This window comes from Herbaspirillum sp. YR522 (assembly GCF_000282575.1).
GTDB lineage: Bacteria > Pseudomonadota > Gammaproteobacteria > Burkholderiales > Burkholderiaceae_D > Herbaspirillum.
The window spans coordinates 87,130-107,442 of record NZ_AKJA01000116.1 but is presented as its reverse complement, the minus strand read 5'-3'; the positions used below and the strand labels follow the sequence as shown (position 1 = coordinate 107,442).

The 20,313-nt window shown below is 65.2% G+C and carries 16 protein-coding genes and 1 pseudogene; 8 read left to right on the top strand and 9 right to left on the bottom strand.

Annotated elements, in window-relative coordinates; genetic code table 11:
- Positions 1-63: 63 nt before the first annotated feature.
- Together PMI40_RS16190 and aroQ are read right to left on the bottom strand one after the other, a co-directional pair.
- Positions 64-1,287 carry an MFS transporter gene (locus tag PMI40_RS16190; RefSeq protein WP_008117441.1) on the bottom strand — a complete coding sequence of 408 codons (1,224 nt, stop codon included), beginning with the start codon at positions 1,285-1,287 and terminating at the stop codon, positions 64-66.
- A 185-nt stretch (positions 1,288-1,472) separates the two neighbouring features.
- Positions 1,473-2,036 carry a gamma subclass chorismate mutase AroQ gene (gene aroQ / locus PMI40_RS16185; RefSeq protein WP_008117439.1) on the bottom strand — a complete coding sequence of 188 codons (564 nt, stop codon included), beginning with the start codon at positions 2,034-2,036 and terminating at the stop codon, positions 1,473-1,475.
- A 190-nt stretch (positions 2,037-2,226) separates the two neighbouring features.
- Here aroQ and PMI40_RS16180 point away from each other — a divergent pair, with 190 nt between their 5' ends.
- Positions 2,227-4,512 (top strand): UvrD-helicase domain-containing protein, encoded by a 2,286-nt coding sequence (locus PMI40_RS16180; RefSeq protein WP_040502195.1) that lies wholly within the window; start codon positions 2,227-2,229, stop codon positions 4,510-4,512.
- 560 nt (positions 4,513-5,072) lie between these two features.
- Here the strand turns inward: PMI40_RS16180 and PMI40_RS16175 are convergent.
- The 3 genes from PMI40_RS16175 to PMI40_RS16165 form a co-directional block, all read right to left on the bottom strand.
- Positions 5,073-5,630: a DUF4337 domain-containing protein gene (locus PMI40_RS16175; RefSeq protein ID WP_008117433.1), complete on the bottom strand. Its 558-nt coding sequence runs from the start codon at positions 5,628-5,630 to the stop codon at positions 5,073-5,075.
- Between the two features lie 141 nt (positions 5,631-5,771).
- Positions 5,772-6,686, bottom strand: coding sequence for a carbohydrate kinase (locus PMI40_RS16170; RefSeq protein ID WP_008117431.1), 915 nt, complete (start codon positions 6,684-6,686; stop codon positions 5,772-5,774).
- Between the two features lie 107 nt (positions 6,687-6,793).
- Positions 6,794-7,765 carry a sugar-binding transcriptional regulator gene (locus tag PMI40_RS16165; RefSeq protein ID WP_008117429.1) on the bottom strand — a complete coding sequence of 324 codons (972 nt, stop codon included), beginning with the start codon at positions 7,763-7,765 and terminating at the stop codon, positions 6,794-6,796.
- Positions 7,766-7,995: 230 nt separating this feature from the next.
- Here PMI40_RS16165 and PMI40_RS16160 point away from each other — a divergent pair, with 230 nt between their 5' ends.
- The 7 genes and pseudogenes from PMI40_RS16160 to xylB all read left to right on the top strand — a co-directional run bounded on the left by PMI40_RS16160 (position 7,996) and on the right by xylB (position 16,083).
- On the top strand, positions 7,996-9,366 hold the full coding sequence (locus tag PMI40_RS16160) for a sugar ABC transporter substrate-binding protein (protein ID WP_008117427.1): 1,371 nt from the start codon (positions 7,996-7,998) through the stop codon (positions 9,364-9,366).
- Between the two features lie 131 nt (positions 9,367-9,497).
- The gene (locus PMI40_RS16155) at positions 9,498-10,424 is read left to right on the top strand and encodes a carbohydrate ABC transporter permease (RefSeq protein WP_238540965.1); all 927 of its coding nucleotides are present in this window, start codon (positions 9,498-9,500) and stop codon (positions 10,422-10,424) included.
- A 29-nt stretch (positions 10,425-10,453) separates the two neighbouring features.
- Positions 10,454-11,236 (top strand): annotated as a pseudogene (locus PMI40_RS16150) (carbohydrate ABC transporter permease); the annotation flags it as partial.
- The gene (locus PMI40_RS16145; protein ID WP_008117420.1) at positions 11,236-11,955 is read left to right on the top strand and encodes an HAD-IA family hydrolase; all 720 of its coding nucleotides are present in this window, start codon (positions 11,236-11,238) and stop codon (positions 11,953-11,955) included. The pseudogene PMI40_RS16150 and the gene PMI40_RS16145, both read left to right, overlap by 1 nt.
- Before the next feature lie 58 nt (positions 11,956-12,013).
- On the top strand, positions 12,014-13,135 hold the full coding sequence (ugpC, locus tag PMI40_RS16140; protein WP_008117418.1) for a sn-glycerol-3-phosphate ABC transporter ATP-binding protein UgpC: 1,122 nt from the start codon (positions 12,014-12,016) through the stop codon (positions 13,133-13,135).
- A gap of 18 nt (positions 13,136-13,153) precedes the next feature.
- Positions 13,154-14,557, top strand: a complete 1,404-nt coding sequence (gene dalD / locus PMI40_RS16135) for a D-arabinitol 4-dehydrogenase (protein ID WP_008117415.1) — start codon at positions 13,154-13,156, stop codon at positions 14,555-14,557.
- A 68-nt stretch (positions 14,558-14,625) separates the two neighbouring features.
- The gene (xylB, locus tag PMI40_RS16130; RefSeq protein ID WP_008117414.1) at positions 14,626-16,083 is read left to right on the top strand and encodes a xylulokinase; all 1,458 of its coding nucleotides are present in this window, start codon (positions 14,626-14,628) and stop codon (positions 16,081-16,083) included.
- A gap of 55 nt (positions 16,084-16,138) precedes the next feature.
- On the opposite strand, the gene PMI40_RS16125 is transcribed toward xylB, so the two are convergent.
- The 4 genes from PMI40_RS16125 to PMI40_RS16110 all read right to left on the bottom strand — a co-directional run bounded on the left by PMI40_RS16125 (position 16,139) and on the right by PMI40_RS16110 (position 20,264).
- Positions 16,139-17,701 (bottom strand): PAS domain-containing methyl-accepting chemotaxis protein, encoded by a 1,563-nt coding sequence (locus PMI40_RS16125; protein ID WP_008117412.1) that lies wholly within the window; start codon positions 17,699-17,701, stop codon positions 16,139-16,141.
- A gap of 265 nt (positions 17,702-17,966) precedes the next feature.
- Positions 17,967-18,740, bottom strand: a complete 774-nt coding sequence (locus PMI40_RS16120) for a BPSS1780 family membrane protein (RefSeq protein WP_008117410.1) — start codon at positions 18,738-18,740, stop codon at positions 17,967-17,969.
- A 12-nt stretch (positions 18,741-18,752) separates the two neighbouring features.
- Positions 18,753-19,706 carry a homoserine kinase gene (locus tag PMI40_RS16115; protein WP_008117409.1) on the bottom strand — a complete coding sequence of 318 codons (954 nt, stop codon included), beginning with the start codon at positions 19,704-19,706 and terminating at the stop codon, positions 18,753-18,755.
- Between the two features lie 135 nt (positions 19,707-19,841).
- On the bottom strand, positions 19,842-20,264 hold the full coding sequence (locus tag PMI40_RS16110; protein WP_008117408.1) for a hypothetical protein: 423 nt from the start codon (positions 20,262-20,264) through the stop codon (positions 19,842-19,844).
- Positions 20,265-20,313: the final 49 nt, after the last annotated feature.

Sequence of the window (20,313 nt, the reverse complement as noted above, 5' to 3'; positions counted from 1 at the left end):
ATACCAATGGGGCCGATAGCGTTGATGCTATCGGCCCCATCGGATAGCGCTCCTGCGCGACGGTCAGGCGCTTTGCTGGGCGCTGCGATACAGCGACAGGGTCAGTGCCACCGCGCCCAGTGCCGCGATGGCCGCAAACAGGAACACCTGCGGATAGCCCAACTGCCCCACGATCAGGCCCGCCAGTGGGCCGGTGAAGCCCAGCGCCAGGTCGAGAAACACCGAATAGGCCGCCAGTGCCGCACCCCGGTTGGCCGCCGGCACCACCTTGACCGCTTCCACGCCCAGCGACGGAAACACCAGCGCAAAACCGAAACCGGTCAGCGCCGCGCCGAGCATGGCGACCTCGGGCCCGGTGGCGACCCACAGCAGCACCAGGCCCACTGCCTCGGTCAGGAAACTGACGATGGCCACCCGATAGCCGCCGAAGCGATTGATGGCATTGGCAAACAGCAGGCGTGAACCGACGAATGCGCTCGAGAATGCGGTCAGCGCGAAGGCCGCATTGCCCCATTGATGGTCGGCGTAATACAGCGTGATGAAGGTGGCGATCGAGCCGAAGCCGATGGTCCCGAAGGCCAGTCCCATGCCGAAGGCAAACACGCGCCGCAGCACCAGCTTGAACGACAGGCGCTCGCCGGCGATTACCGGCACCATCGGGCCCCTGCGCGCCAGCAGGTAGCCCAGCACCGTCAGCGCGGCGCTGGCCATGCCGATCGTGGCAAAGCCCAGCGAACGGTCGAGCACCACGCCCAGCGGTGCGCCGATGGCCAGCGCGCCATAGGTGGCGATGCCGTTCCAGGAGATCATCTTGGCCGTATTCTCGGCACCGACGCGACCGATGCCCCACATGATGGCGCCGGTGCCGACCAGGCTCTCGCCCAGGCCCAGCAGGGCGCGGCTGACGAACAGCAGGACCAGGCTGAGAAACGGCAGCGGCTGCGCCAGCGCCGCCACCAGCAGCAGCACGCCGCTGCCGGTGCACAGCAGCATGCCGCGCATGACGGTCTGCTTGGCGCCGACGGTGTCGATCATGCGTCCCGCGTTGGCGCGACTGATGAAGGTGGCGAAATACTGCACGCTGATGCCCAGCCCGGCGATCACCGAGCTATAGCCCAGATCGACGTGGATATAGCCGGGCAGCACTGCCATCGGGATGCCGATGGCCAGGTAGACCACGAAGGTATAGAAGGCGGTGGACAGGATCTGCGAGGTGACCTTGGCGCGGGTGAGCGCAGGCGCCACAGGCGTGGTCGCTGGAGAGGGACTACAGGAATCGTCGGACATGATGGGGAAAAGGGTACGAGGACGCCGCAAGCGCCGCAGGGCGCGTGAACGACAGCCTCGATTTTACTCTTCCCGCTGCAATGCTGCAGGACAGCAACCGGTGTTACGTCCGGTAGCCTGGAATTGGTCGTATTTGCGCGACGATGTCGAATCGGCAAGGCCTGCAGTTGATCGCTGCGATGGCGTCAATCACAGCGCAATGCCTCGATGGCCTTGTTCTGCACCGGCGCCGGATAGGCCTCGCCCAGTATCCGGGGTGTCAGTTCGTGCAGTGCGCGGGTGACGGATGGATCGCATTGTCGCCCTTGCAATTGGGTCAGCATCGCCAGTAACTCGGGAGTGAGCCGATCCAGCACCGGTCGCACCTCGCGCCCCAGGTCGGGCGGATTGGCAAACGGCGGGCGCTGCTCTTGCCGCCATTGGCGATGCAGGTCGCGTTGCACCAGCTTGCCGGCATCGAACTGGTCCTGGAAGAAGCGCCGCGTCCATTGTTCGTCCAGCCCCAGGTTGCGCGCGCGCTGGGCAACGTCGTCAAGGATGATGCCCTCGCGCACCGGGTCGTCTATAGGCGCGCCGGAGTTCCATTTGCTGCGTGCCACGGTGATGGCCACGTCCAGCCGGGATTTCTGCAGCGCCAGCAATTGACGCACGTTGGAACGCATGGCGCTGGGCGGCGGCGAGGCGCAGGCCGCGATCATCAGGGGAACCAGCAGGAAGGACCAGAGAGGGCCGCGGCGGAAGATTGGCATGGTAGGCAGGCGCTAGTGGGCGATGGCAGGAAAGGACGGAAACCGAAGGAGATTAGCGCAAGCAGTAGCAATGCGGTTTCAGATTTATTGGAAATTTTAGTTTTTCGAGACGTGGCGGCTTGCATGTCCATCCTCTTTGGGGCCGGTAGGGCGGCGGCCCGGCGCGGGCCGTGGCCGTATAATGGGCGCCATGCAAAACCTTCTCCACAATCTGAACCAAGAGCAGCTGGCTGCCGTGACCCTGCCCGCGCAGTCGGCCCTGATCCTGGCTGGCGCCGGTTCCGGCAAGACCCGGGTGCTGACCACCCGTATCGCCTGGCTGATCCAGACGCAGCAGGTCTCGCCGGCGGGCATCCTGGCGGTGACCTTCACCAACAAGGCCGCCAAGGAAATGACCACGCGCCTGTCGGCGATGTTGCCCATCAATACGCGCGGCATGTGGATCGGCACCTTCCATGGCCTGTGCAACCGCTTGCTGCGCGCGCACCACAAGGATGCAGCGCTGCCGCAGACCTTCCAGATCCTCGATTCGCAAGACCAGCTCTCTGCCATCAAGCGCCTGCTCAAGGCGATGAACGTGGACGACGACAAGTACCCGGCGCGCAACCTGATGTACTTCATCAACAGCGCCAAGGACCAGGGGTTGCGGGCGCAGGACGTCGAGGCCCACGACGACTACAACCGCAAGTTCGTCGAACTCTACGAGCTGTACGACCAGCAGTGCCAGCGCGAAGGGGTGGTCGACTTTGCCGAGCTGCTGTTGCGCACCTACGAATTGTTGAGTCGCAACCAGCCGTTGCGAGAGCATTACCAGGCGCGCTTTCGCCATATCCTGGTCGACGAGTTCCAGGACACCAACGACCTGCAGTACAAATGGCTCAAGCTGCTGGCAGGCCCCGAGCGCGGCGGCGCGGCGGTGTTCGCGGTGGGCGACGACGACCAGAGCATCTACGCCTTCCGTGGCGCCAACGTAGGCAACATGACTTCGTTCGAGCGCGAGTTCCGGGTCGAGAACCTGATCAAGCTCGAGCAGAACTACCGTTCGCACGGCCACATCCTGGATGCGGCCAACATGCTCATCGCCAACAACAGCGGCCGCCTGGGCAAGAACCTGCGTACCGACGCCGGTCATGGCGAGCAGGTGCGGGTGTACGAATCGAGCAGCGACCTGCAAGAGGCGCAATGGATCATCGAGCAGGTCAAGGACCTGATCGCCGAAGGCTGGAGCCGCAGCGAGATCGCGTTGCTGTATCGTTCCAATGCGCAGTCGCGGGTGCTGGAGCATGCGCTGTTCAGCTCGGCCATCCCGTATCGGGTCTATGGCGGCCAGCGTTTCTTCGAGCGCGCCGAGATCAAGCACGCCATCGCCTACCTGCAGCTGATGGACAACCTGCACAACGATTCGGCCTTCCTGCGGGTGGTCAACTTTCCCACCCGCGGCATCGGTGCCAAGGCCATGGAGCAATTGCAGGACGCGGCGCGCCAGCACGGATGCTCGCTGTATGCGGCGGTGCCCTATGTGGCCGGCAAGGCCGGCTCGTCCCTGAACGCGTTCATCAACCTGATCGAGGGCGCCCGTTTCGAGACCCAGCAGCTGCCGCTGCCGGAGACGGTCAACGTGGTGCTCGACCGCTCCGGCCTGGTCGCCCATTACCGCAACGAGAAGGAAGGCGCCGACCGCATCGAGAACCTCGAGCAACTGGTCAGCGCAGCCACCCTGTTCGTCTCGGAAGAGGGGTACGGGCTGGATGCTCCGGCCTTCCTCGGTCCGCAGGCGCAGGCTAGCGCCGGCGAGGCCATCGGTAGTGCCGACGGTATCCAGGTGATCGATGCCGACGCACCGCTGGTGACGATCATGTCGCCGTTGTCGGCGTTCCTCTCGCATGCCTCGCTGGAAGCGGGCGACAACCAGGCCCAGGCCGGCCAGGACGCCCTGCAGCTGATGACGGTGCACTCGGCCAAGGGGCTCGAATTCGACGCGGTGTTCATCACCGGCATGGAGGAGGGCCTGTTCCCGCACGAGAACAGTGCCAAGGAAGACCGTGGCGTCGAGGAAGAGCGACGCCTGATGTATGTAGCCATCACGCGCGCGCGCAAGCGATTGTTCATGACCTTCTCGCAGACCCGCATGTTGCACGGCCAGACGCGCTACAACCTGCGTTCGCGCTTCCTGTCCGAGTTGCCCGAGGAGTCGCTCAAGTGGCTCTCGCCCAAGGTGCAGGAGCGCAGCTGGTTCGCCCTGCCCAAGTCGGCCTGGGACGAAGCGCCCGAGTCGGGCAACAACCGCATCGCGCAGAATTTCTCGCGCGCCGATTCGGGATGGCGCATCGGCCAGAACGTAGCGCACGCCAAGTTCGGCGAAGGCGTGATCGTCAACATCGAAGGCGGAGGCGGCGCCACCCGCGCCCACATCAACTTCGGCAAGTTCGGCATGAAGCTGCTGGATTTGTCGATTGCCAAGCTCGACAAGGTCTAGCAACAAGGAACCCTCCCGGCCCTGGCTTTTGCCGGGGCCTGCGACAGCCCTGTTTCGGCGGGTTTCCTTCGACAAGCTTCCTTCGACAAGCTCAGGACAGGCTTCGATACAGCGCTACGCGCTTACTCAGCCCGAACGGTGTTCTTTAGGCGCAAAAAATAGCGGGTTACAGGCCAAGGTAGCTAGACGGGTTCGCGCTTTTTTCTTAGGAAAAAAGCGCGGCAGATAGCACCAAGCGATACCAAGCCCGATGCCGAAGGCGAGGCGGCAATGCTGTCCCCATTCGGAGCAGCCGGGGCGCGCTTTCTTTGCCCCTCTTTCTTGGCGTTCAAGAAAGAGGGGCCGCTGCCGGGCGGACTCCCGGCGAGCCCCTTCGGCCGGAGAAAGATAAATATAAAGCCAGTACATCGGCATGTAGCAAGAGCAGCCGGCCCAGGAGGGCTCAACACGCGCCGGTCCTTCCATAAGGCTCAGGACCGGCCCTTTGACAGCCGAAGACAGTCGCGTGGAACTCCTGCGAGGTCCAAGCAGAGCATTTTCCTGCAGTCAGGCGGAAAACCTCAAACCGCCCCGACGATCCCCATCGCCACAAACCCCAACGCCACCACACCGATCCCCATCGACAGCCAGGCCAGCATCCCCACCGCAGTGATGATGGTGGCCGAGGCCAGCACGATGGCCACCTGCAGCATCCCGGCGGCCATTTCCAGCTTCTCGTACTTTTCCATGTAGGCGTGCGCTTCGTGCTCGGCGTCGCGCGCCTTGTGCGCCAGTTGCTTCTTGCCTTCGCCCGATTTCTCGTCGTCCTCGTAGTGCGCGACCGTGTCATCGAGCTTGGCGATGGCCGCGCGCACCCGTTCGTCCTTGGCGTCGCCCAGCAGGCCCAGCTGGGTCTTGGCCAGTTGTGCGCTGTTGCCCCGGATCGACTTGGCCTGGAAGAACGCCCACAGGTTGGCGGCCTCCTGGTGCTTCAGGATGACTTCGGTCTGGTAGGACTTGCTCAGGGTTTCGGTGATTGCCAGCACCAGCGCCAGGATGGCGATGAGCAAGGCGAGCTTCTTGTTGCCGGACGCGTGGGCGTGCTCGGCGTGTTCCAGGTGTTCGGTTGCTTCGGACATGATCGTTGTTGTTTGAAGTAAGTCGGACGCCGCCCCCCATCCCTCGATTACAGCAGGCAGCGTCCAGACAAACGGACCCGACGTCATTCCGGTTGACCGCCAACGCGAATAGTCTTTGCTGGATCAGCGATTCGCCCTCACTTAATGCGAGCTACCCGTCGCGATCAGTGCTTGCACTTCGTCCCAGGTGGCGGCATAGGCGCCGGCCCGTGCCGCCGACAGCGCCGCGGCGGCCGCCGCGCATTGCAGGTGGGCGATGGCCGGCGCCTGGGGCTGGCGCAGCAGGCTGGCGATCCAGCCGCCCATCGAGGCGTCGCCGCAGCCCACGGTGTCGATCACCTGCACCGCATAGGCCGGCTGGCGCAGCACTTGTCCATCCTTGATCCATTGCATGCCCTGGCCGCCCAGCGTCAGCAGGATCTCGGCCTGGGGCGCCAGCGCCTGCAGCGTGGCCAGTGGCGTCGGGTCGCCGGCGAACAGGCGGCCCAGGTCTTCGTCCGACACCTTCACGTAATGCGACAGCGACAGCAGTTCGCGCAGCAGGGGGCGGTAGCCCGGGTTGTCCATCAGCTTGCGCCAGTTGGGATCGAAGGCGATCTTGCGGCCGGCGCGGGAAGCCTCGCGGGCCACCTGGAGCAAGCGCGGCGCCAGTGGCTCGCGGGCCAGGCTGATGCAGCCGAAATGCAGCACCTGCACCTCGTCTAGCCAGTCCGGTGGCAGCCGGGTCGGGTCGAAATGCAGGTCGGCGCTATCGTCGCCGATGAAGAAATAATCGGGCGGCGTGGTCGAGGTGACCATCGCCAGCAGCGGCGCCTTGGCCACCTGCTGGGTGAAGCGCATGTCGAGCCCGGCCTCGCGCGTGAGCGCATACAGTTCCTGGCCGAAGACATCGGTGCTGACACTGCCGGCATAGCCGGTGGGCACCCCCAGCCGGGCCGCAACCCGTGCCACGTTCCAGCAGGCGCCGCCGGCAACGGCACGCCACTGGCCATCGGGCTGGCGGATGAAATCGGTCAGGGCTTCACCAAAAACGACAAATCGGGCGGCTTGGGTCATGCGGGGCTTTCGTCAGTCAGTCGGGGCCAAAGGCCGTTTCGAGGGGGCGATCCGGCGTCGGCGCGGGCGCTTGCATCGTCCGCGCCCGCGCGTGCCGCGCCGTTGCTTCAGGTGCGACCGTCTTGCAGCGCATGGCGGGCGCAGGTCTCGTCGGTCACCAGTCCGGTCAGCCAGCCGCCGCGCAACGCCGCGCGTACCGCTTTGGCCTTCTTGCTGCCACCGGCCAGGGCGATCACCGGACGCTTGGGGTGCTGCGCCAGCGGCGGGGTGGTGATGCGTGCCGACAGCGCCGATTGCAGCAGCCGGCCGTCGCCATCGAAGGCATGGCAGATCAGTTCACCCACCGCGCCCTGCCGTTGCAATTGCCGCACTTCCTGCTCGTCGATGAAGCCGTCTTCATGCATCGCCCCTTGCAGGGCAATGGTGCCGATGCCCAGGAACGTGACGTCGGCCCGCTCGGCCAGTCCGCTGACGATCTTGTAGGCGCGATGATTGCACCACTGCTGGCGATCGCTCTCGTTTTCGGCCACCCGCGGCGCCGGTAGCAGATAGAAGCGCGCCTGCAGTTTCTCGGCCGCCTGCAGTGCCACGTCGTAGCGGTTGGCCGAGCCGTCCGAGGCAAAGGCGCCGATCATCGACACGATCTGGTGTTGCGGGCGGGCGATGTCGTCGAGCTTTTCGATGGCCGCCTTGAGGGTGCGTCCGGAGCCGACATTGACCACCAATGGGTCTTCCGAACCGAGGTATTGTTCCATCAGTTCGGCGCCGGCCACCGCCAGCATCTGCTGCACCTCCTGCGCCTCATGCGGGTTGTCGCCGCCGCCGGCGCCTGGCACTACCCGGCAGGTATCGAGTCCATAGCGTTGCTGCAGGCCTTGCGCCAGTTCCAGGCAGGACGACACCGGGTGCGTGATGCGCACCTTGACCAGGTTGGCCGCGCCCGCGTGGGCTACCATGCGCTGGGCCATCTGGCGCGAGATCCCGAGCCGTTCCGCAATCTCGTTCTGGGTATTGCCTGCCACGTAGTACATCCAGGCGGCGCGCGCCGCCAGGTCGAGTTTGGATGCAGCAGTTGACATGTTCTCCTCAAACGCCCCCGGTCGGCGGCAAGCCTGTTTGTAATATGACCATCATTCTACGGCGAGTCTTTGCCTGTGATTATTCACATAAATGGGCAATTGCTCAATCAAAATACAAATGCTTGACAGCTGCGGATGAATGAATGATTATTTGCTCGCGAAAACAGTAAAAGCTCAAAAACCAGTCGATCACGCACAGGCGGATACGACGCATAACTACGGAGACAAGCATGCACATCATCGCGCCCCGGCCCCTCGTCCGTCGACGTTCGGGCTTTACGGCTTTCCTGCGCTGGGCCTGCATCAGCGCCGGCATCACCGGCGCCGCGGCCAGCGGCTTGGCGCAAGCCGAGCCGGTCACGCTCAATATCGCCTCGATCAACAATCCCGACATGATCGAACTGCAAAAGCTGGCACCGCAGTTCGAAAAGGCCAATCCCGACATCAAGCTGCGCTGGGTGACGATGGAAGAGAGCGTGCTGCGGCAACGCCTGACCACCGATATCGCCACCAACAGCGGCCAGTTCGACCTGATGACCATCGGCGCCTACGAGGCGCCGATCTGGGCCAAGAAGGGTTGGCTGGCACCCATGACCGGCCTGCCGGCCGACTACGACGAGGCCGACCTGATCAAGCCGGTGCGCGAGGGCCTGACGGTCGACGGCAAGCTCTATGCGTTGCCGTTCTATGCCGAGAGTTCGATGACCTACTACCGGCGCGACCTGTTCGAGCAAAAGAAGCTGAGCATGCCGCAAAAGCCGACCTGGGAAGAGATCGGCAAGCTGGCCGCGCAACTGCACGACCCGGCCAAGGGCGTCTACGGCATCTGCCTGCGCGGTCGCGCCGGGTGGGGCGAGAACATGGCCATCGTCACCACCATGGCCAATGCCTGGGGTGGTCGCTGGTTCGACGAGAAATGGCAACCGCAGCTCACCTCGCCCGAATGGAAGAAGGCGGTCAACTTCTATGTCGACCTGTTGCGCAAGTACGGCCCGCCGGGCTCCAGCTCGAACGGCTTCAACGAGAACCTGGTGCTGTTCTCCAGCGGCAAGTGCGGCATGTGGGTCGACGCTACCGTGGCCGCCGGCATGCTGTATCACGGCAAGGATTCGAAGGTAGCCGACAAGACCGCCTTTGCGCCGGCGCCGGTGGCCGCGACCGACCGCGGCTCGCACTGGTTGTGGATCTGGTCGCTGGCGGTGCCGAAGTCGTCCAAGTCGCAGGACGCGGCCAAGAAGTTCGCCGCCTGGGCCACCTCCAGGGAGTACATCAACCTGGTGGCCAAGGATAGCGGCTGGGCCCTGGTGCCACCCGGCACCCGTCAATCGACCTACGCCTCGGCCGAGTACAAGAAGGTGTCGCCGTTCTCCGACTTCGTGCTCGATGCGATCCAGACTGCCGACGCCAACAAGCCGACCGTCCAGCCGGTGCCGTACACCGGTGTGCAGTTCGCCACCATTCCCGAGTTCCAGTCGATCGGTACCGTGACCGGGCAGGCGATCGCCGGCGCGCTGGCCGGCAAGGGTAGCGCCGATGCCGCGCTCGAGGCCTCCCAGGCACAGGCGGTGCGGATGATGCGCCAGGGACGCTACCTGAAGTAAGCAGTCCAGCCGCGCCTGCCCGGCAACAGCGGGTGGGCGCGCCGGCCGCGTTCGTGGTCCGCATGGGCTGCGCATTGGCCCAACCACCCGAGGCTGCCATGTCATCGATTCATTCTTCCCCTTCCGTCACCATGCCCAGCAAGCGTCCCGCTCCCGCACCAGGCACCGCGCCGGCCGCCGCCCGGCGGCGCGGCAATCCGATCCGGCTGTTGCAGGCACCGTCGGTGCTGATCCTGCTGGCCTGGATGATCGTGCCGCTGGCCATGACGATCTACTTCTCGGTCAATCGCTACAACCTGATGGCGCCCGACCAGACCGGCTTCGTCGGCCTGGAAAACTACAGCTTCCTGCTGGACGACCCGGCCTTCTGGCCCTCGATCGGCAATACCGCGTTGTTGATCGGTTCGGTGCTGGCCGTGAGCGTGATCGGCGGCACCCTGCTGGCGGTGCTGTTCGACCAGCCCTTTCGCGGCCGTACCGTGGCCCGCCTGCTGGTGATCGGCCCATTCTTCGTCATGCCCACCGTGGCCGCGCTGATCTGGAAGAACATGATCATGCATCCGGTCTACGGCATGCTGGCCTTCGTGATGCGCCACCTTGGGCTGGAGCCGATCGACTGGCTGGCCCAATACCCGATGCTGTCGGTGATCATCATCGTGGCGTGGCAGTGGATACCGTTTGCCTTCCTGATCCTGTTGACCGCATTGCAGTCGCTCGACAACGACCAGAAGGAAGCCGCCCAGCTCGACGGCGCCGGTCCGCTTCGCATCTTCTTCTATATCGTGCTGCCGCACCTCAAGCGCGCCATCACGGTGGTGATCATGATCGAGACCATCTTCCTGCTGTCGATCTTCGCCGAGATCTTCACCACCACCGCCGGCGGCCCGGGCACGGCCACCACCAACCTGACCTACCTGGTGTACGCCATCGGTCTGCAGCAGTTCGATATCGGCATTGCGTCGGCAGGCGGCATCTTCGCCGTGGTGTTGGCCAATGTGGTGTCGTTCTTCCTGGTGCGCATGCTGGCGCGCAATCTGAAAGGGGCCAACGAAGCATGAACGATCAACGAAAAAGCCCCTGGTGGGTAGGCGTGCTGGCCTGGACCTGCGCCCTGTTGCTGTTCTTCCCGATCTTCTGGGTGGCGATCACGGCCTTCAAGACCGAACAGCAGGCCTATACGCCCAGCCTGCTGTTCGTGCCGACCCTGGCCACCTTCGGCGAGGTGTTCAGCCGCAGCAATTACCTGGCCTTCGTGCAGAACTCGCTCATCGTCTCGCTCGGCTCGACCCTGCTGTGCCTGCTGCTGGCGGTGCCGGCGGCGTATTCGATGGCGTTCTTTCCGACCAGGCGCACGCAGAAGCTGTTGCTGTGGATGCTGTCGACCAAGATGATGCCGGCCGTCGGCGTGCTGATCCCGATTTACCTGCTGGCCAAGGGCAGCGGCCTGCTCGACACGGTCACCGGGCTGACGCTGGTCTACACGCTGATCAACCTGCCCATCGCGGTGTGGATGGCCTATACCTATTTCAACGACGTGCCGCGCGAGATACTGGAAGCGGCCCGCATCGACGGCGCCAACGCCTGGCAGGAGATGGTCTACCTGCTGCTGCCCACGGCGATGCCGGGACTGGCCTCGACCGCGTTGCTGCTGGTGATCCTGTCGTGGAACGAAGCCTTCTGGAGCCTCAACCTGTCCAGCGTCAACGCCGCACCGCTGACGGTGTTCATCGCGTCGTATTCCAATCCCGAGGGCCTGTTCTGGGCCAAGCTGTCGGCCGCGTCACTGCTGGCCATCGCCCCCATCATGGCGCTCGGCTGGCTGGCGCAGAAGCAACTGGTGCGTGGCCTGACCTTCGGAGCGGTCAAGTGATGATGCAGCGGCAAGCCATCACCCACCTGGTATGCGATTGCGACGGCGTATTGCTCGACAGCGAAAGCATCGCGCTGCGCATGCTGCATCGCGAACTGCTGCCGCTGCTGTCGCCACTACAGCAGGACGATGACCGCCAGCAGGCGCGCGAGGCCAGCCTGCACCATGCCATTGCCAACCGGCTGGGCATGTACACCGACCTGCTGCTCGACGAAGTCGATGTCGAATTCGCGCTTGGCCTCGCGCCGGCGCAACGCGAGCGGATCAAGGAGGTGGTGGCCCAGGCCTGTGGCGAGCTGGCCGAGCCGGTGCCGGGTGTGGCGCAGGCACTGGACATGATCCGCCTGCCGCGGGCCGTGGCCAGCAACAGCGAAAGTGCCCGCATCGAAGCCGGGCTGCGCCGTTGCGGGCTGTTTGCGCAATTCGAGGGTCGCATCTTCAGCGGCCACGACGTGGCCCATCCCAAGCCGGCGCCCGATGTCTACCTGGCGGCGGCGGCCGGCCTGGGCGTCGATCCGGCCCGTTGCGTGGCGGTCGACGACAGCATCACCGGCGTGCGCGCGGCAGTGGCCGCCGGCATGCATGTGCTGGGCTTTACCGGTGTGGCGCATGATCGCCGGGCGATGGCCCATCAACTGATGCAGGCGGGCGCGGCGCGCACCTTCGATGACATGAAACTTTTTCCGCAACTGATTTCGGAACTGATCTGGTTGCGTTGAACACCTAGAACGCAGCTCTTCAACCGGCGTGAGAGGCGTTCGCCCCAAGGAGATCGATATGGCAGCAGTAAGCATCCGCAACCTGGCCAAGCGTTATGAAAACCAGGAAGTCATGCGTGACATCAACCTCGACATCGAGGATGGCGAGTTCGTCGTCTTCGTCGGCCCCTCCGGCTGCGGCAAGTCGACCTTGCTGCGCATGATCGCCGGCCTGGAAGACATCAGCGACGGCGAGCTCGACATCGGTGCGCGCCGCATGAACGACGTGCCGGCCGCCAAGCGCGGCGTGGCGATGGTGTTCCAGTCCTATGCGCTGTACCCGCACATGAGCCTGTACGACAACATGGCCTTCGGCCTCAAGATCGCCGGCAAGTCCAAGGCCGAGATCGACGCGGCGGTACAGCATGCGGCCAAGATACTGCATATCGACCATCTGCTCGACCGCAAGCCGCGCGCGCTCTCGGGCGGCCAGCGCCAGCGGGTGGCGATCGGCCGCGCCATCACGCGCCAGCCGGCGGTGTTCCTGTTCGACGAACCGTTGTCGAACCTGGATGCCGCGCTGCGGGTGAAGATGCGGCTGGAGTTCGCGCGCCTGCACCAGGACCTCAAGACCACCATGATCTACGTCACCCACGACCAGATCGAAGCGATGACGCTGGCCGACAAGATCGTGGTGCTCTCGGAAGGGCGCATCGAACAGGTGGGCTCGCCCCAGCAGCTCTACCATCATCCGGCCAATCGCTTCGTGGCCGGTTTCATCGGCTCGCCCAAGATGAACTTCATCGACGCCAGCGTGGCCGCCATCGGCGCCGATGGGGTGCAGGTGCAACTGGCCGGAGGCGGGCGCCAACTGGTCAGCGTCGACGGCGCTGCGCTGGCCATCGGCCAGCGTGTCACGCTCGGCGTGCGACCGGAGCACCTGTTGCAGGTCGAGGGGCAGGGAGCATTGCGCGCCAGGTTTGCCGCGCGCGAGTTGCTGGGTGATTTTTCCTACCTGTATGCCAGTTGCGACGGCGCCGACGACGGCCTGATCCTGCGCGTGCCCGACAGCGTCGACCCCGATCACGGCAGCATGCTGGAACTGGGCGCGCCAGCCGAGCGCTGCCATTTGTTTACCGCCGATGGACTGGCATTGCCGCGCCTGGTGCAGGCGCGCGCGCCAGGCACGGTGCCCCAATAGGATATCGAAGGACCCACCATGACACATTCACCCGATGACCTGACCTGGCTGCACATCGGCGCCGGCTCATTCCACCGCGCGCACCAGGCGGTGTACCTGGACCGCCTGCGCGAACGTGGCCTGGCCGGCCGCTGGCACCTGGCGCTGGCCAACATCCGCGCCGACATGAGCGAGCTGCTCGATGCGCTGGCACGCCAGGACGGACACTACACGCTGGAGACGGTCACTCCGCAGGGCCAGCGCAGCTACCAGCGCATCGAGGTCATCGATCGCATCGTGCCCTGGAGCGAACAGCTGGGCGAGCTCATAGCAATGGGCGCGGCTGCGGCCACCCGCATCATCTCCTTTACCGTGACCGAGGGCGGCTATTACCTGGACCACCGGCACCGGCTCGACACCGGCAATGCCGACCTGGCGGCCGACCTGCAGTGCAGCCTGGACGGCAGCGGCCGGCCGCGCACCATCTACGGCGCCATCGCCGCCATCCTGCATGCCCGCAGCAGCCACGGCGGGCAGGCGCCGCTGACCCTGCTCAATTGCGACAACCTGCGCCATAACGGCGAACGCTTTCGCGCCGGCCTGCTGGAGTTCCTGGTCCTGCGCGGCGAAGCGGCGCTGGCGAGTTGGGTGGAGAACTTCACCAGTTGTCCCAATGCCATGGTCGACCGCATCACGCCGCGCCCGACGCCGGCCGTGCGCCAACGCGTCAGGGACGCCACCGGCGTCGACGATCCCTGCGCGCTGATGGGCGAATCGTTCATCCAGTGGGTGGTCGAGGATGACTTCAAGGCCGGCCGTCCGGCACTGGAGCAGGTGGGCGTGGAGATGGTGAGTTCGGTGCTGCCCTATGAAGAAGCCAAGATCCGCATCCTCAACGCCAGCCACAGTTGCATCGCCTGGGCCGGCACGCTGGCCGGCTTGCAGTTCATCCACCAAGGCACCCAGCGCGACGACATCCGCGGCATGGCCGCCGACTACGTCACGCAGGACGTCATCGCCTGCCTCACGCCGAGCCCGCTGGACCTGGCGGCCTACCGCGACACCACGCTGGCGCGCTTCGGCAACCCGGCCATCGAGGACACCAACCAGCGCGTGGCCGCCGACGGCTATTCGAAGATCCCCGGCTTCATCCGCCCGACCATCGAACAGTCGCTCGCGGCCGGTCGCCAGCCCCGGGCCACGGCAATGTTGCCGGCGCTGTTCTTCGTGTTCCTGCAACGCTGGCACGCGGGCCTGTTGCCCTATGAATATCAGGATGGATTGTTCGACCCGACGGCGGTGCGCGCGATGCTGTCGGCGCCCGATTCGCTGGCTGCCTTCTGCCAGGACCGGGTGCTGTGGGGCGAGCTGGCCGGGGATGCGCGCCTGGTGGCACTGCTGCGCGAGGCCGAGCAACGGGTGCGGCAATGGCTGTCGCGCTAGCGTCATGTTCCGTAAATGCGGCACAGGGCGCTAGAATCGCACTCCAATAACGATAAACGAGGAGCGCCATGTATCTCGGCATCGACCTGGGCACGTCCGAGGTCAAGGCAGTAGCGATCGACGACAGCGGCCAGATAGTGGCGCTGGCCGGCAGCGCCCTGGACGTCACGCGCCTGCATCCGCGCTGGTCCGAGCAGCAACCTGAGCATTGGTGGCAGGCCTGCGGCCAGACCATGGCCGTGCTGCGCGAGCAATTGGGGCCGCAGCGTTGGCAATCGGTCAACAGTATCGGCCTGTCGGGCCAGATGCATGGCGCCGTGCTGCTCGATGCCCAGGACCAGGTATTGCGCCCGGCGATCCTGTGGAGCGATTCGCGCAGCGCCCCGCAGTGCGCCGAGCTGACCCGGCGTGCGCCGCGCCTGCACACCCTGGCCGGCAACCTGGCCATGCCCGGTTTCACCGCGCCCAAGCTGATGTGGGTCGCGCATCACGAACCTGAACTGTTCGCCCGCATCGCCTGCGTGCTGTTGCCCAAGGATTGGCTGCGCCTGCGCATGACCGGCAAGCGCATCTCGGACCCGTCGGACGCGGCCGGCACGCTGTGGCTCGATGTCGAGGCGCGCGACTGGTCCGATGAGCTGCTGGCGGCCAGCGGCATGCGGCGCGACCAGATGCCGGCGCTGGTCGACGGCAGCGCGGTGTCTGCCACGCTGCTGCCCGAGGTCGCCCGGGCCTGGGGTTTGTCGCCCGAGGTGACGGTGGCCGGCGGCGCGGGAGACGGCGCCGCCAGTGCGGTGGGCATCGGCGCCATCAACCCCGGCGACGGTTTCTTGTCGCTGGGCACCTCCGGTGTGCTGTTCGTGGTCAATGACCGCTTCAGCCCCAACCCGGCGCGCGCCATCCATGCCTTCTGCCATACCTTGCCGCAGCGCTGGCACCAGATGAGTGTGATGTTGTCGGCCGCCAGCTGCCTGCGCTGGTTCTGTCGCCTGTGCTCGGTCGACGAGCCGACCCTGCTGGCCGAGATCGGCCAGCAGGACGCCGAACAACTGGCGCAGGCGCCCTTGTTCCTGCCCTACCTGTCGGGAGAGCGCACGCCGCACAACGATCCCTATGCACTGGGGGTGTTCCATGGCCTGTCGCCGCAGCACCAGCGTGCCGCACTGGGCTACGCGGTGCTCGAAGGGGTGGCCTTCGGCATGGTCGACGGACTCGACGCGCTGCGCGCGGCGGGCACCGATGTGAGCCAGTTGTCGCTGGTCGGTGGCGGCGCGCGCAGTCCGTACTGGGCGCAACTGATGGCCGACGCCCTGGCCGTGCGCATCGTCACCCATGTCGGCGGCGAAGCCGGCGGCGCGCTGGGAGCGGCGCGGCTGGCCTGGCTGGCCGCCGGTGGCAGCGAAGAGGAGGTATGCCGCAAGCCCGACATCCATGCCATCCATGAGCCCGATCCGGTGCGCCATGCGGCCTTGCAGGTCAGGCTGCAGCGCTATCGGCAGATCTATGCGCCGTATCCGCCGCTTTGATCATCCGGGCGCGCCGGCACGCCTGCCGATGCGTTGCCGTGCCGGCCCGGCGTGATCACTTGCGGTTGAACTTGAACACCGAAATGGCCTGCAGCAACTGCATGGTCTGTTGTTCCAGGCTGCTGGCGGCAGCGGCGGCCTGTTCCACCAGCGCGGCATTCTGCTGGGTGGCCGCATCCATCTGCGTCACCGCCGCGTGCACCTGGTTGATGCCGGCACTCTGCTGCAGCGTGGCCTCGGTGATCTCGCCCATGATGCCCGAGACGCGCTGAACCGAATCGACGATCTCGCGCATGGTGCTACCGGCGTCTTCCACCTGGCGATTGCCCACCGTCACCTTGTCGACCGAATCGTCGATGAGATGCTTGATTTCCTTGGCCGCACCGGCCGAGCGTTGCGCCAGCGAACGCACCTCTGACGCCACCACCGCAAAGCCCCGGCCCTGCTCGCCGGCACGCGCTGCTTCCACCGCCGCATTCAGGGCCAGGATGTTGGTCTGGAAGGCAATGCTGTCGATCAGGCCGATGATGTCGACGATCTTGCTCGACGAGGCGCTGATCTCGTTCATGGTGGCGCCGGTGCTGGCCACGGCGCTGCCGCCCTGGGTCGCGATACGCGAGGCCGAACCGGCCAGCTGGTTGGCTTGCACCGCGTGCTCGGCGTTCTGCTTCACGGTCGCGGCCAGCTGCTGCATGCTGGAGGCGGTCTCTTCGATGTTGGCCGCCTGCGCCTCGGTGCGACGCGACAGGTCGAGGTTGCCCGAGGCGATCTCGTGGGTTGCGCCATTGATGGTCTCGACATTGGCGCGCACGTCGCCGATGATGGCCGTCAGGTTGACGTTCATCTGGCGCAGCGCCGCCAGCAGATGGCCCAGCTCATCGTGGCGATCGGTGTCGATGCGGCCCGAGAGGTCGCCGCCGGTGATGGCATGGGTGATGTCGAGCGCCTGGCGCAACGGCTTGAGCAGGGCGCTGCGCAAGATCGCCCACAGCACGATGCTGATCAGGCCCGACATCGCCGCCAGGGCGCTGATCCACCATTGCTGCAGGCTGGCCAGGCCGGCCACCATGACCGCCAGCTGGATCGCCAGCATGCAGCTCATGGCCAGGTTGATGCGGGTACCCAGGCGCATGCGGCCGAGCTGCCCGAGCCAGCCGGCGACCCCGGTACGAATGACTTCGCCGCGATGCAGCGCGATATGCTTGGCCTGTCCGCGGCGGATACTGGCATACAGCTCCTGGGCGCCTTCCACCGAGGCGCGGTCGGGCTTGGTGCGCACCGACATGTAGCCTACCACCTGGCCGCTGTCGTGAATCGGCGTGACGTTGGCACGCACCCAGTAGTGGTCGCCGTTCTTGCTGCGATTCTTGACCAGGCCGGTCCAGGGCGCACCGCCCTTGATGGTGCTCCACATGTCGGCGAAGGCTTCGCCCGGCATATCGGGATGGCGGATCAGGTTCTGTGGCGCACCCAGCAGTTCTGCCTCGGTAAAACCGCTGATCTCGACGAAGTACGGATTGACGTAGGTGATGTTGCCCTTGAGATCGGTCTTGGACACGATTGCCCGGCCATCGACCAGCAGGCGTTCCACGCCCGTGACCGGCATGTTCATGCGCATTCTGTTACCCCCGTGTAAAGATGCTTGATGTGATGTGCGAGCGACCTTGGAGCGCAGCTTGCGCTGCTCCGCATACCATGCTATTCCCGTAGCATGGTAGTGGTCGGACCGGGCCGGCGTGACGCTGCCCGGCGTGAAGCGCACTGAGCGGTCAGGCGACTTCGGTGCGGGGCTGGGTCAACGCCGAGCCGTGGCGACTGGATCGATTACGCCCGGCGCGCGGGCAGGCACGCTGCCCACGCGTGGTTCGCGTGCGATCCAGGCATCACGGCGCACTATTGCCTGGCTTGCCAAAGACGGCAGTGTATGTCGCATAGAACGAGCAGTACATGATCACCGTCAGTATTATCGAGATTGGCAGCAACACGAACATCACTGCCGTGACGCTGCCCACGATCAGGCCCATCAGCAGGCTGATCAAGGTCATGATGGCCAGCGTGAGCGCAAACCAGGACAACGCGAACAGCAAGAATGCCGAGCCGGCGCGCTTGACGGCGAAGAAGCTGTAGAACAGCGCCTTGCTCAACGGCATCTGTTGCCACATGATCAATGGCGCGGCGTACCACAGGGCCATCAGCGCCGGCACGTACAGCACCGCCGCTACCACCATGGCGATGGTCATGCTGCCGGTGCCGGCGGCCATCTCGGCGCCCGACAGGCCACCGCCCATCATGGCCTGCCAGAAGATGCCGCCATCAACCAGGCGCGAGATGGCCACCACCACGGTGGCCGCCAGCAGATACAACAGGCCGAGCTTGAGCAGGGCATTGCGTGCCGGGCTGCGAAAGCCCACCAGCAGCAGCTTGGGGTAGACCCGCTGGCCCTTTTCGATCTGCGCGCAGGCCTGCATGAAGGCCATCGAGAAGACCGGCATCAGGATCAGCGGCAGCAACTGGCCCAGCACCGGGATGACCCCGGTGATGAGCATCAGGAACGAGTAGCAAAGGAACAGCGTCGAGATTTCGGCAGGTTGCTTGCGAAACAGCGCAAAGCCTTGCTTGACCCAGAGCCAGCCTTCTTTAGCGGGAATTTTCTGCATGTGTGTCGTTCATCAGAGAGCCGCCGGCGCGTGTGCGATGCGCAGCCGCAGAATGCGTTCGAAGTGCGCGGGGTCGTGCGGAGTGAGCATCTCGGCCTCGCGCGGCATATAGAAGTCGACCAGGCGCGACAGCCAGAAGCGCAGCGCAGCTGCGCGCAACATGGGCTGCCAGGCCTGGCTTTCGGCGTCGGTAAAAGGGCGTACCGCGCGATAGGCATCCAGCATGGCCTCGGCGCGGGCCTGGTCGAGCACGCCGGTGTCGAGCTCGACGCACCAGTCGTTGACCGTCACGGCCAGGTCGAATAGCCACGTATCGCAACCGGCGAAATAGAAATCGAAGATGCCCGACAGGCGTTCGCCCACGAACATCGCGTTATTGCGGAACAGGTCGGCATGCACCGGCCCACGCGGCAGTGCGCGGTAGGTCTCGGTGCCGGCGAAGTCCTGCTGGTACTGCACTTCGTCGGTCAACAGCCGCGCCAGCTCGGGCGGCAGGAAAGGCAATACGCTGGGCGTGTTCTCCAGCCACCAGGCCAGGCCGCGCAGGTTGGGCTGCATGATCTTGAAGTCGCGCCCGGCCAGGTGCATGCGCGCCAGCATGTCGCCCAGGGCGGCGCAGTGCACCGGTTGCGGATCGAGCTGCGACTCGCCCTCGAGCTTGCTGACGATGGCCGCCGGCTTGTCATTGAGCAGGTTGGCGATGGCGCCGCTGTGGCTGGGCACCGGCGCCGGCACCGGAATGCCGCGCTGGGCCAGGTGGCGCATCAATTCGAGGTAGAACGGCAATTGCTCGATGTGCAGCTTTTCGAATAGCGTCAGCACGTACTCGCCGCGTTCGGTGCCGATGAAGAAGTTACTGTTTTCGATGCCGGAGGAGATGCCCCGGATCGACGTGGCGCGGCCCAGCGGGAATTGTTGGATCCAGTCCGAGAGTTGTTCCAGACTGACCGGTGTGAAGACTGCCATGACGAAATCTAAAGAGGGGTTGCGTGCCGGGCACGCCGTGGACCGCGGCCCTGGAAGCCCGCACAGGAGGTGCGGGGTGAACCGGCCGAGGCGAATGCCGGGGGCCACGCAGTCGCGGCCCCCGGCGATGCTTGCTTACTTCTTGGCGTCGGTGTCGCCTTCTTTTTTCTTGGTGCCCCAGTCGAATTCACCGACCTTCCACTGGGCATTGGTCGGTGGGCCGCTCTGGGCGTCGCCCGGGGTCGAGCTGCCGACGTTCTGTTTCGGACGCAGGTAATAGGTGCTGCCACCGGACTTGACTTCGACTTCCTTGGTCTGGCCGTGGTCGCGCTGTTCCTTGATGCTGTTGCCGCCGCCGTTGTCGGATTCACCCGGCTTGCGGATGGTGACCGCAGGCGGCTCGCCTTCTTCCAGCTTTTCCAGCTCGGGCGGCGGCGGTGCCGGTTGCCCCATGGGCATGGCGGCAGTCTGCGCCAGCGCCAGCGGAGCGGCCAGACCGGACAGGCACAGCAAGGCGGCGGCCAGCGACTCTTTGGACCAGACGTTGATTGGTTTCATGATGGATTAGGGTTGGTCTATATGTTGTATCGGGCCATTGTAGCAAACC